The 11,562-nt window shown below is 37.4% G+C and carries 11 protein-coding genes, 5 pseudogenes and 1 other annotated feature; of the genes and pseudogenes, 7 read left to right on the forward strand and 9 right to left on the reverse strand.

Annotation, left to right across the window (positions count from 1 at the left end):
* Positions 1–32: 32 nt before the first annotated feature.
* Positions 33–368: pseudogene (locus AC4CUX_RS19060) on the forward strand (transposase); the annotation flags it as partial.
* Here AC4CUX_RS19060 and AC4CUX_RS19065 read toward each other — a convergent pair.
* Complete coding sequence (locus tag AC4CUX_RS19065) at positions 367–1,599, reverse strand: ATP-binding protein (RefSeq protein WP_490792681.1); 1,233 nt, start codon at positions 1,597–1,599, stop codon at positions 367–369. The pseudogene AC4CUX_RS19060 and the gene AC4CUX_RS19065 overlap by 2 nt on opposite strands.
* Positions 1,600–2,029: 430 nt before the next feature.
* Here AC4CUX_RS19065 and AC4CUX_RS19070 point away from each other — a divergent pair, with 430 nt between their 5' ends.
* The 3 genes and pseudogenes from AC4CUX_RS19070 to AC4CUX_RS19080 all read left to right on the forward strand — a co-directional run.
* The gene (locus AC4CUX_RS19070; protein ID WP_000558186.1) at positions 2,030–2,320 is read left to right on the forward strand and encodes a type II toxin-antitoxin system HigB family toxin; all 291 of its coding nucleotides are present in this window, start codon (positions 2,030–2,032) and stop codon (positions 2,318–2,320) included.
* Between the two features lies 1 nt (position 2,321).
* Positions 2,322–2,723 (forward strand): helix-turn-helix domain-containing protein, encoded by a 402-nt coding sequence (locus AC4CUX_RS19075; protein ID WP_000993197.1) that lies wholly within the window; start codon positions 2,322–2,324, stop codon positions 2,721–2,723.
* A 117-nt stretch (positions 2,724–2,840) separates the two neighbouring features.
* A pseudogene (locus tag AC4CUX_RS19080) lies at positions 2,841–3,002 on the forward strand (helix-turn-helix domain-containing protein); the annotation flags it as partial.
* A 64-nt stretch (positions 3,003–3,066) separates the two neighbouring features.
* Here AC4CUX_RS19080 and AC4CUX_RS19085 read toward each other — a convergent pair.
* The 3 genes and pseudogenes from AC4CUX_RS19085 to AC4CUX_RS19095 form a co-directional block, all read right to left on the reverse strand.
* Positions 3,067–4,312: pseudogene (locus AC4CUX_RS19085) on the reverse strand (IS3 family transposase).
* Positions 3,922–4,038, reverse strand: a sequence feature (AL1L pseudoknot). (Overlaps the previous pseudogene by 117 nt.)
* Before the next feature lie 47 nt (positions 4,313–4,359).
* Positions 4,360–5,010 (reverse strand): IS6 family transposase, encoded by a 651-nt coding sequence (locus AC4CUX_RS19090; protein ID WP_490792682.1) that lies wholly within the window; start codon positions 5,008–5,010, stop codon positions 4,360–4,362.
* A gap of 85 nt (positions 5,011–5,095) precedes the next feature.
* Complete coding sequence (locus tag AC4CUX_RS19095) at positions 5,096–6,376, reverse strand: cation efflux transmembrane domain-containing protein (protein WP_005093338.1); 1,281 nt, start codon at positions 6,374–6,376, stop codon at positions 5,096–5,098.
* Between the two features lie 89 nt (positions 6,377–6,465).
* Here AC4CUX_RS19095 and cadR point away from each other — a divergent pair, with 89 nt between their 5' ends.
* Together cadR and AC4CUX_RS19105 are read left to right on the forward strand one after the other, a co-directional pair.
* Positions 6,466–6,858, forward strand: coding sequence for a Cd(II)/Pb(II)-responsive transcriptional regulator (cadR, locus tag AC4CUX_RS19100; RefSeq protein WP_000550240.1), 393 nt, complete (start codon positions 6,466–6,468; stop codon positions 6,856–6,858).
* 93 nt (positions 6,859–6,951) lie between these two features.
* Positions 6,952–7,113: pseudogene (locus AC4CUX_RS19105) on the forward strand (IS6 family transposase); the annotation flags it as partial.
* 41 nt (positions 7,114–7,154) lie between these two features.
* Here AC4CUX_RS19105 and AC4CUX_RS19110 read toward each other — a convergent pair.
* From AC4CUX_RS19110 to AC4CUX_RS19130, 5 genes and pseudogenes are all read right to left on the reverse strand, one after another.
* Positions 7,155–7,457 (reverse strand): helix-turn-helix domain-containing protein, encoded by a 303-nt coding sequence (locus tag AC4CUX_RS19110; RefSeq protein ID WP_001140620.1) that lies wholly within the window; start codon positions 7,455–7,457, stop codon positions 7,155–7,157.
* Positions 7,450–7,806: pseudogene (locus tag AC4CUX_RS19115) on the reverse strand (type II toxin-antitoxin system RelE/ParE family toxin). Before AC4CUX_RS19115 ends, AC4CUX_RS19110 begins: the two are co-directional and overlap by 8 nt.
* 536 nt (positions 7,807–8,342) lie before the next feature.
* Positions 8,343–8,822: a hypothetical protein gene (locus tag AC4CUX_RS19120; protein ID WP_490792683.1), complete on the reverse strand. Its 480-nt coding sequence runs from the start codon at positions 8,820–8,822 to the stop codon at positions 8,343–8,345.
* Between the two features lie 40 nt (positions 8,823–8,862).
* Positions 8,863–9,992, reverse strand: a protein-coding gene (locus AC4CUX_RS19125) for an IS3-like element ISAcsp5 family transposase (protein ID WP_100607972.1) whose coding sequence is annotated in 2 segments (ribosomal slippage) — positions 8,863–9,740 and positions 9,740–9,992 — 1,131 coding nt in all. Because the reading frame shifts where the segments join, the coding sequence is not laid out codon by codon here.
* An 85-nt stretch (positions 9,993–10,077) separates the two neighbouring features.
* Positions 10,078–10,587, reverse strand: a complete 510-nt coding sequence (locus AC4CUX_RS19130; protein WP_490792684.1) for a hypothetical protein — start codon at positions 10,585–10,587, stop codon at positions 10,078–10,080.
* A gap of 269 nt (positions 10,588–10,856) precedes the next feature.
* Between AC4CUX_RS19130 and AC4CUX_RS19135 the strand changes: the two genes are divergently transcribed.
* Entirely contained in the window at positions 10,857–11,561 is a 705-nt protein-coding gene (locus tag AC4CUX_RS19135) for an IS6-like element IS1007 family transposase (RefSeq protein ID WP_395474836.1), read from the forward strand.
* The last annotated feature ends 1 nt before the right edge of the window (position 11,562 follow it).

Here is an 11,562-nt window from a genome sequence, read left to right on the forward strand (position 1 = left end):
TCAAATCGTCAAACCCAATTTTACTATTCGCTATGCCTCGTACCATGCTGACAGATCAACACTGGCAAAAGTTGAAAGCTATTTTGCGTAACTTATCCATTCATCACGACTCAAATTTACGTAATTTTATTGAAGCTATTCTCTATAGAATTAGAACAGGCTGTCCGTGGCGAGATATTCCCTCCCATTTCGGTCAATTCAACTCTATTTTTAAACGTTTTAATCGTTGGTCAAGCAGTGGTAAGTTACTTAGATTATTCAAAGTATTAGCATCATGTCCCGATATGGAGTAGATTTTTATTGATGGCTCTCATGTACATGCTCATCAACATTCTGCTGGTAAAGCGAATCAAGCTATTTCTAAATCTACTTATTTTCAGACAGCAACCAATCGAGAGCGTTCATTTTCACAATACCATTATAATTCGCTTCAGTCCCTATCGTGTCTAAGGTAAGTAAATACTTGGGATACGAATCAGAAATTTTCTGTAATGGACGTAACTCTCGACTGAGTGTCTCCTCATTGAGCGTTTCTAATGCCACCTGATAATAAGTTAAATTCTGTAAAGTATCGACAGCAACAAAATCAATTTCATATTCATCAACCCGCCCTACATAGACCGTATAACCTCGTCTGACAAGCTCAAGATAAATCACATTTTCTAAGATATGACCTTGATCAGCATTAGCATCAGGCAACATAATCCGGCGCAATCCGACATCAACTAAATAGTATTTTTCAGAGGATTGTAATAACTCACGCCCGCGTACTTTAAATTGTGCGGCACTATAAAATAACAAACTGTCCTGTAAGCCCTGAATATAGCGTTTCACTGTTTCAAATGAAATTTTAACCCCACTTGAAACAAAGGTATTTTTAATTTTATTGATGGAAATAGGTGAGCCTGTCACGCTTGCCAAATATCTTGCGACACGCTCGAGAGAATTAATATCGGCAGTATTCAAACGGGGAATAACATCTTTAAACATTACACTGGCATAGACCGCTTGCAAGTAATCATAAGTTTCCTGCTGGCTAGTCATGGCAAGCGTATAAGGGAAACTACTGCGCGTATACATGGCATACAAATCACGATTGGATAATTGTTGGATGATCGGATTATTTTCAATATGCCACTGTTTAAATTCTTGGAATGACAGAGGTAGAACATGTTGCTCGATATAGCGTCCTGTAAGTAAAGTCGCAAGTTCTCCACTTAGAAAGAATGCATTTGAGCCTGTAATATATAAATCGATATAATCCCGAACATATAAAGAGTCGACTACTTTCTCAAAATTTGTAACATGTTGTATTTCATCTAAAAAAACATAGTTTTTTTTACTTTTATCAACTTTGGACAATACATAATCATGTAGTTTACGGTAATCGGTGAGTTCTTCAAATTCCATAAATTCGAAGTTGATGGCAATGATGTTTTCGGCTTGTACACCCTGTGCTTTTAGGTTTTGTTGAAACATCGCCAATAAGGTGGATTTTCCAGAGCGACGCACACCTGAAAGTACTTTAATGACATCACGGTCTTGCCATGTATTCAGAAATTTTAAGTAGCCATCACGTCGAATATTAGCGCTTCTCATTATTTACACTTAGAATCTAAAGTTTTAATAAATTCTATCAAATTTTAGAACGTATATGAAAATATATTTAATTTTAAAAAAAGTTTAAAGGTTAAGTGAAACACTCAAAGCTGCTGTTAAAGTATGCGGATAGTAAATGTAACAAAAATCTAGATTCTATCTTTTTTGATTATTTTCCATGTCATGTTATGTCATTGATGCTGCGACTTAACGGCTATATAAATTAAGTGAAAAGTAAATGGAACTAAGATGTTAACTAGAGTGGAACTCATTTTTGTTGTGCTAATGGTATCAGCCTTATTGCGCATGAAATGCTAAAAGGTTTATTTTTTAAGATCATCAGATTAAGTGCATTTTGATAATGAATAAAGCTCTGTGTGGCGCTTTATTCATCCTAGCCATTCAATATTGCAAAATGCGATAAAATGTTATGCATGTGATCACCCACACTCGAATTATAGAAGCAATGCAAAAGTGGCCACAGGCTGAAACGGCATTAGATGGTTGGTATCGAACCATAAAGGCAAACGATCCGAAAGATTTTGCTGAGATGAAACATCTCTTTCCAGAGGTCGATAAAGTTGGAAAGTTCCATGTATTCGATATTGGCGGGAACAAGATCCGACTTATTGCAGTCGTGATGTATCAAGCAAAACGTGTGTATATCCGTGATGTCTTGTACCATAAAGAATATGACAAAGGTCATTGGAAGGAAGGTTAGTATGAACGCGATGATTAAACAGGCCGTAGACCACTGGCACTGCGTTGCACCATTGCTCAGCAAGCCAGAAAATGAAGACGACTTTCATACACTTGTTGAAGCTTTAGATGAACTTTTAGATACTGTTGGTGATGACGAGTCCCATCCTTTAATGGGGCTTACTCATCAGCTTGGTGATTTGGTTTCTGATTATGAAAATGAGCATCTTCCTATGCCTAAAGGGGACGGTCGTGCTGCTTTGGCTTTTTTGATGGAGCAACATGGTTTAGGTCAGTCTGACTTAACAGAGGTTGCAACACCATCAGTGATTTCTGAGATTTTAAGTGGTAAACGCCAACTGAATATTCGTCATATTAAGGCATTGTCTGAGCGGTTTAATGTATCGGCAGATACGTTTTTCTAAAAGAGAGGTGGATCAGGAAATTTGGCTCAATTAGGGGTACTTTGCCTTTCAAATCTTTGTGCAACAAAGCCCAGAGAATCTATAAATGATAGTGCGTAAGTCCTAGAGTATATAAAATTGTCATACCATCATCTTAACTTTGAAGATCGTACTGCATTAATGCTTGAGTCAAGAAAAGAAGGCTTTTCAGCCAGAAAATTTGCTGAACTCATTAAAACACATCCTAGTACGATCTATCGTGAGCTTAAAAGAAATAGCATCAATGACGTTTATCAAGCGATAACCAATGCTGCGAATTTTGATCTTAAACCGTACCGGGTTTGTCGGAGACTTTTTGTTTAAGTTAGGCCACCTGACCTAACGGGTTAATTTTATCATAGTACATCGCTTCAAAATCAAAAGGTGATACATAACCTAGTGAACTATGTATACGTTCTTTATTGAACCAATCTACCCAATTTAATGTGGCAAGTTGTATATCACCCAAACCACGCTAATCTGCTTTTAAATATTCAATCACCTCTGTTTTGTACAACCCATTCACTGTTTCAGCCAATGCATTATCGTATGAATCCCCCGTAGTGTCGACTGATGCTCGTAAATTCGCTGCCTCTAAACGGTTGGTATAGCGAATTGAAAGATACTGTACGCCTCTGTCACTATGATGAATCACGTTATTTGGCATTCCTCGATCATGCAATGCCTGCTCAAGTGCAGCGAGCACCATGTCGGTATTCATCCGTGTTGATACTTTCCATCCAACAATTGCTCGTGAGAACACATCAATAATAAATGCGGTATAGACCCAGCCTGAATTGGTTTGAATATACGTGAAGTCGGCCACCCACAAGTGATCAGGATGATCAGCTTTAAAATTGCGTTTTACTAAATCATCTGCTGATTTTTGATCATCTCGGCTACGCGTTGTTTGTTTATTCTTACCACGCCAAACACCTTGTATACCTAGCTGTTGCATCAATCGAGCAACTGTACAACGTGCAATAACATAGCCTTCGTGTCTTAGTTTTTGCCAGACTTTGCGCACACCATAACGACCTGAACTTTCTTTCCAAATACGTTTAATCTGTTCAGCATGATGTTGATCATGTTGATCATGTTGATCATGTTGATCATGTAGATCTCGTTTCGCTCGATGTTCTGGATTTTCTACAAGATCTAAAGTCCGGTAATAAGTTGAAGGTGCGATAGGTAAAATTCTACAAATCGCCTCGACTCCGTACGGCTCTTTATTATTATGGATAAAATCCATCATTATTTGTGTGGGCGGTCGAGCTCCGCCTGGGCGAAAAAAGCGGCTGCTTTGCGTAGAATTTCATTGGCACGTTGCAGCTCTTTATTTTCACGTTCGAGCTGTTTAATACGTTCTTGATCTGAAAGCTGCTGTACTTTAACTGGATTTTGTTGATCCAAATATTTTTGATGCCAGGAACGTAGTGTTTCAGGGGTACAACCAATTTTAGGTGCAATTGCTGTGATTGCAGCCCAAGTAGAAGGATAATCTTTTCGGATTCAATCAATAATTGAACCGCTCTGTCTCTGATTTCAGGAGTATATTTTGGTTTTGTCATTGGGACATTCTCTCAAGAAAAATGGTCTCCGACAAACCCGGTACGGTTCAAAATGACGATGCTTGTCCTTTACGTAGTGCACGCATGACTTCAATACCTTTAATTGTGGCATAAGCCGTCTTCATAGATTTGAATCCTAATGTGGCCCTGATGATCCGCTTTAGCTTGCCATGATCACATTCAATCACGTTATTTTTATACTTAATCTGCCTGTGCTCAAGGTCTGGTGGACATTTACCTTCCCGTTTTAACCGTGATAAAGCACGTCCATATGTGGGTGCTTTATCCGCGTTGATCACTTGTGGAATTTGCCACTTCTTCACATTATTTAAAATTTTTCCAAGAAAACAATATGCTGATTTGGTATTACGTCTAGAAGAAAGATAAAAATCAATGGTATCGCCACGTTGATCGACTGCATGATACAGATAAGACCATCGTCCATTCACTTTTACATAGGTTTCATCAATATGCCACGAGCTCAGATCTGTAGGATTACGCCAATACCAGCGTAAACGTTTTTCTATTTCAGGAGCATAACGTTGAACCCAACGGTAAATAGTCGTGTGATCAACATTCACACCCCGTTCGGCCAGCATTTCCTGCAGTTCACGATAGCTAATGCCATATTTACAATACCAGCGCACAGCCCAAAGAATGATTTCGCCCTGAAAATGCCGACCATGGAAAGGATTCATATGCTGCACCTTTAGCTAAAACAGTCTTCAGCTTACCATTCGTGGTTATTTGCAACAGTGCCAAATAGATTCATTTTCGATACTCTTACTTCAAAGCCAAAATTTTTCGGGCACCATTAAGTACGAATAAAGAAACCAGTATGCCAATGATTAAGTCTGGATAAGCTGATCCCGTCCACGCCACGAGTACACCGGCAAATATAACGCCCATATTTACGACAACGTCATTCGCCGAGAAAATCCAACTGGCTTTCATATGTGCGCCATCTTCTCGATGACCAGAAATAAGATATAAGCATGTCACGTTAGCTATAAGTGCGAGCAGGCCAATAACAATCATGAGCGTTGATTCTGGCTCGCTTCCAAACATGAATCGTCTAATGACATCAACAATCACGATAACAGCAAGTAATAACTGAATCCAACCTGCGAAATGGGCTGCTTTTATTTGATATTTCGCAGCTTTTCCGACGGCATATAGCGCAATACCATAAACGGCTGCATCGGCAAACATATCTAGAGAATCAGCAATCAATCCTGTAGACGCAGCAATAATACCGCTGATGAATTCTATAAAGAAAAGTAGAGCATTAATACCTAATAACAGTTTAAGTACTTTAGCTTGTCTCACAGGATCAGGTTCATTAGGTATATCGCCTGAAGAAAGCTGTATTTCATCAAGTTTCGCCCCAAAACCCAGTCCTTCGAGTTTAGCCGTAATTTGCTGAATCCCTTCATTATGGAAGACTTTCAGTTTTCGATTGGGAAGATCAAAAGTAAGACCTTTAACTGCTTCAATATCTGCAAGAGCCATACGGACCATTTGCTCTTCAGCAGAGCAATCCATTTTAGGAATGGTGTAGGTACTTGTTTGCTTAGCCTGTTGATTGCTTATATAAGTTTCAGTCTTCACAAGCTTTGCACCAAAACCCAAAGCTTCAAGTTTGGTGGTTATATTTTCATCTTTTTGATTATGTAGAACCTTTAAAGAACGGTTAGGTAAATCAAAGATGAGTTTTTGAACACCATCAATTGAAGATAGCGCCATACGAACCATCTGTTCTTCCGCAGAACAATCCATTTTGGGAACTAAGTATTCACTCATGTAGTGCGAATCTTTTAAAACGTCTTCAGTGCTTAAATTTTCTTTGGGATCAGAACCACAACAGGATTGAGCGGTATCTTCACAACTGTTTGAAGTGTTACAGCAAGGAGATGAAGATTTTTTTTCTTCCTCTTCACCACAACAGCTAAGCGTATTATCACAATTCTTTGAATTGTTTGCTTCTGCAATTGATGGATGATTTTCTTGTTGAGATTTCTTATCTTCGCATGGTGTTTCTTTACTACATCCACAACCACTCATAATTATACCCATTAAAAAAATTATAAACTTTGAATATTAGAATCCCTATAGTTACTATAGAGTCAAGAGTCTTTGGAAATACTAACTCAATGCATTTAAAAATTGGTGAACTCTCTAAAAAAACCTCATGTTCAGTATTAACAATTAGGTTTTATGAAAAGGAAGGTTTAATTCCGGAACCGGAAAGAACGGAAGGAAATTACCGCCTTTACGATGTAGGCTATGTTGAGCGAATTAAATTTATTTTGAATTGCCGAACTTTAAATATGAGTTTGAATGAAATTCGTCAATTACTTACCTATAAAGACAAACCTGAGAAAAATTGTTCAGATGTGAATGAATTAATTGACTTACATGTCAGTGCTATCAGAGAAAATATAATCAAGCAACAAAAGCTTATTGAACAACTATCTGATTTAAGAGGTACTTGTGATGGTTTATGTACAATTGACCAATGTGGAGTTTTAAAAAATCTAGCTTGATTATCTAGACCTATGCTTTTTTCAAAAAATCGGCACTGTTGCAAATAACCACGAATGGTAAGCTGAAGACTGTTTTAGCTAAAGGTGCAGCATATGAATCCTTTCCATGGTCGGCATTTTCAGGGCGAAATCATTCTTTGGGCTGTGCGCTGGTATTGTAAATATGGCATTAGCTATCGTGAACTGCAGGAAATGCTGGCCGAACGGGGTGTGAATGTTGATCACACGACTATTTACCGTTGGGTTCAACGTTATACGAATCTAAAAATGGGAGCCTATAGCTCCCATTTTTATTGTTAAACGTTGAATCCTATATGTTTTCCTGTTGGAAGCTCTACATCAATACGGAGCTTCCCACCCATTGCCTCAACATACTTTTTCATGGTTGAAATCTTAAGATCATTGCCACGATTTTCTATTGCTGAAAGCGATGGCTGTTTTATTCCCAAAGTTTCAGCAAGCTCTTTTTGAGAAATTTCGAGTTCTTCACGAATAAGATGAAGCTGATTTTCTAGCAGTAATTCATCTGCCATTTTTTGAATACGAGCTTGGCTCTCTGGCGAGCGGCTAGCTAACAATTCTTGCAGAGTCTTAGCCATTAGATTTATCTCCTAGGGTGGTGAGATGAAGTTGGTATTGTTCATCTGCAATATCCAGCATGTCTTTATAAAAACGCTTTTTACCGCCTTTATCAGCAATACATAGAACAATAGCCTGTCGTAAGGGATCAAATGCGAAGAAAGCTCTTAAGGGTCTACCGCGGTGTTAAACGCGCAGTTCTTTCATATTGGTAAATTTAGACTCATACACAGTATCTACTAAAGGGCGGCCTAAACTCGGACCTTGCTGTTGTAGAACGACCAGAGCAGCTAGGACCTTCTCTTGTGTAGATTCATCTTGCTGTTCAAGCCACTGATTAAATAGATCTGTCGTAATGACTGTCCACATACCACAACCAAAATATAGACTATAGTCTATATTTTAGGGGGCATTATGCTTGTTTTGCAAATGAGAAATGATAGGTAATAAAAAAGCCCGACATCCTGTCGGGCTTTTCCATATTTGGCGCTTAGATCTGACTCCTGTCTGATCTCACGTTCCTTGTTGTTCATCTTATTCTTTTTATCTGGAGCATCCTGCTCTCTATGTCTTCATGATAGGAAATTTCCAGTATTGCGGATAGCAGCAAAGGGCCGAGATTGGTATGAGCCAGGGCTTACAAAATAGCCTAAATTTTATCCCCAGCAATTGGGGATAGTTTTGGAACCTGGATCCGTATGAAATGGGCACTGATTGTTAAATTGATCATTTATTGATCAATTTTACTGGCAAAATGTTACAGATTCTCTTAAAAACTCACCAACTTATTACAAAAACAGATCTCTGGTGGTTTCTTAGTTATGACTAAATTTTTAAGTTATTGATTTTTAAATTAATATACAAGTGTACTTCGTATAACGCCCATTATGTTAAATGGAGGGAAATTATCTGGAATTCCCTCTAAAAGAAATACTCATAGAATCATCTTTTAGAATAATCTCTGTTTCAGAATTTCCATTAAAAATTAACTTAATTTGAAATAAGAACTGATCCATTTTCAATATTTTGAGTAATTTTATTTCGTAAATACCTGGATTCTGCTTCTCAACAATTTCGTTTTTTATATCTTCAACATGATGATTCAAAGTATAAATTAACCTTATTTTTTGATTGCTGTGTTTTACTCGAACTCTACTGATTGAACTCTTTAAGCTTTTTTTAAAGCCCTTTGCTTTTGTTCCTAGCAAAACAGGTATCGTTGAATAACACTTATTAGATGATGACTGATAAGTATAATTAATTCCTAACTTACGCGCATTTTCAATTTCTTCATCAGTTAAACGATCACCGCTTAATTCCTTCAATTCCCTATAAGCTATTTGGTTGGGGAATTCTAATGTGGTTCCGTTAATTAGACCACTCAATTCAGTTTTATAAGTGATAAATCCGCTCTAAATATTTAAATTATGCTGCCATTACTTTTAGTAAATGTTGATCATAAAATTCATCCGGTGTTGCCTTATTCAAACTTGAATGAGGACGTATCATGTTATAAAAATCCAAATATTCAGCAATTGATTGTTTCGCTTGTTTAACCGTATCGTAAGCCTTCAAATAGACTTCCTCATGCTTCACGCTGCGCCATAAACGCTCAATCATTACATTATCCATCCATCGTCCTTTCCCATCCATACTGATACGGATATTTCGCAATTTTAACTCATTCAAAAATGCCTCGCTTGTGAATTGACTGCCTTGGTCTGTATTAAACACCTCAGGACAACCATATTTCACAATTGCTTCTTGCAACGCATCTATGCAAAAGTCTGTTTCCATACTGATCGATACTCGATGAGCCAGTACTTTACGACTATGCCAATCTATAATTGCACACAGATAGACAAAGCCTTTAGCCATAGGAATGTACGTGATATCTGTACACCAGACTTGATTAGAGTGATCGATGACCATGTTTTTCAACAGATATGGGAAAATACGGTGTGCAAGATTAGGCTTACTGGTATTGGGTTTTGGATACAAGGCATGTATTCCCATCAAGCGCATTAAACGTCGGACTTTACGCCGACCTATTTGATGTCCTTGACGCTGTAGCATATCTCGTATCATTCGACTGCCCATAAATGGGTAGTCGAGATGAATTTCATCGATTAGACGCATCCAACTCAAATCAGTTGATGAAATCTCTTTGGGCTTGTAATACAACGTACTGCGATTGATTTGAATCAATTGCGATTGTTGTCGTACCGAAAGTTGATGGGTCTTATCGATCATTTTTTGCCGCTCAGCTGCCCTATTTTTCTGAGCGCACCTTCTAAAAAATCAATTTGCAATGCCTGATGTCCTATCTTGGCATGTAGAGCTTTGAGGTCAATCTCTGGTTCTTGTTGTGCTGTTGGTCGTGAAAAAATATTGACTGATTGCTCAAGCAGTTGATTTTTCCAATCGATGATTTGGTTTTGATGTAAATCGAATTGAGTAGAAAGTTCAGCGAGTGTGTGGTCGCCTTTAATTGCTGCGAGAGCAACTTTAACTTTAAACTCTGCTGAATGATTACGACGTTTTCTTCGTGTCATGGTTGACTCCAAAAACAAGCATTTCCCATGCTTATTGGGGAGTAGATTATCACTTATAGGCGTGGTCTAAAATCCTAGAACCACATCATTCTTCGGATAAAGTATCTAGGTAGCCGCTATTATTCCAAATATCTTCATCTTCGTGATTTTTAATAGCCAAAAAAATAATACAATCATCTTTGACTAATGCTATGGCTAATTCTTTACTTCTTTTTATGACAGACTTTTGATTTTTTTCATAAATTTCTAGTTCTGAGCCTAGATGAAAATGAACTAGATCTTCAAAGTTGAATAAATCATCAACATAGTTTGTATCAAAAATACGATTGCTTAAATAGATATTAATATCTAATCCTTCAGTTATTTTTGTTTTAAGAATTTCATAACTTTTTTTAAGTTTTTCTGGAACATAAAAAGTTGATGCTTCTAGAACTTTACGTGGTTTAGGGTGAATACTTCGTTCGATGAAGTTCATATATTGAAAAAAACATAAGTCATCATCAAGGTAATGAAGATTTTCATCAATCAGATATTGTTTGAAAATTTCATTAATGTCTTTTTCTAAATTCTTTTTTATAACAATATTTAAAGGCACAGAATATCCCTTTTTTACTATTCAATTTATCTAAAATTAACATAATACACCTTATACGAAATACTTGATATTTATCATTAAATTTCAGTATATTAGATCAAGCCGTTGTGGGGGCATAGGGTACCAGAGCGGCTTTTTATTGATTATTTATGTTCCACGCTTAAAATTCGAACAATGTTTCATGATTTTTATAAGTTAAACTAAATGGCACTGTTGCAAATAGGCTGACATGATAAGCTAAATATCTTATTTATTTCGAGATACAGCAGATGAATCCCTTCCACGGTCGGCACTTTCAAGGTGAAATCATTCTTTGGGCTGTTCGTTGGTATTGTAAATATGGCATCAGCTATCGTGAACTTCAGGAAATGCTCGCTGAACGTGGAGTGAATGTTGATCACACCACAATTTATCGCTGGGTTCAGCGTTATGCTCCAGAAATGGAAAAACGTTTACGTTGGTATTGGCATAATCCTACAGATCGACATTTATGGCATCTGGATGAAACTTACGTAAAAGTGAATGGCAAATGGGCATATCTATACCGTGCAGTTGACCAACGTGGCCATACTCTTGATTTCTATCTTTCTGCTAGACGAAATACCCATTCAGCTTATTGTTTTCTTGGTAAGATTTTGAATCATGTCAAAAAATGGCAGATTCCACGAGTCATAAACACTGATAAGGCTCATACCTATGGCCGTGCTTTGTCGCGACTAAAACAGGAAGGAAAGTGTCCTGAAGACCTGGACCATCGACAGATTAAATACAAGAATAACGTGATTGAATGTGATCATGGCAAGCTCAAACGGATCATCAAGGCTACGTTGGGATTCAAGTCTATGAAAACGGCTTATGCCACAATTAAAGGAATTGAGGTTATGCGTGCTCTACGCAAAGGACAAGCTTCATTATTTTATAACGGTAATATTCTAGGAGAAGTTTGGCTAGTAAATAGAGTTTTCGGTCTCTAAG

The sequence above is a fragment of the Acinetobacter sp. 231_lipA genome (assembly GCF_058243005.1).

Excerpts from the sequence above, each read along its gene's own strand:
- AC4CUX_RS19075 (WP_000993197.1), top strand. The coding sequence starts at position 2,322 with ATGAACGCGATGATTAAACAGGCCGTAGACCACTGGCACTGCGTTGCA.
- AC4CUX_RS19065 (WP_490792681.1), bottom strand. The coding sequence starts at position 1,599 with ATGAGAAGCGCTAATATTCGACGTGATGGCTACTTAAAATTTCTGAAT.
- AC4CUX_RS19110 (WP_001140620.1), bottom strand. The coding sequence starts at position 7,457 with ATGGCTAAGACTCTGCAAGAATTGTTAGCTAGCCGCTCGCCAGAGAGC.
- AC4CUX_RS19095 (WP_005093338.1), bottom strand. The coding sequence starts at position 6,376 with ATGAGTGGTTGTGGATGTAGTAAAGAAACACCATGCGAAGATAAGAAA.
- AC4CUX_RS19090 (WP_490792682.1), bottom strand. The coding sequence starts at position 5,010 with ATGAATCCTTTCCATGGTCGGCATTTTCAGGGCGAAATCATTCTTTGG.
- AC4CUX_RS19135 (WP_395474836.1), top strand. The coding sequence starts at position 10,857 with ATGAATCCCTTCCACGGTCGGCACTTTCAAGGTGAAATCATTCTTTGG.
- cadR (WP_000550240.1), top strand. The coding sequence starts at position 6,466 with ATGCATTTAAAAATTGGTGAACTCTCTAAAAAAACCTCATGTTCAGTA.
- AC4CUX_RS19070 (WP_000558186.1), top strand. The coding sequence starts at position 2,030 with ATGCATGTGATCACCCACACTCGAATTATAGAAGCAATGCAAAAGTGG.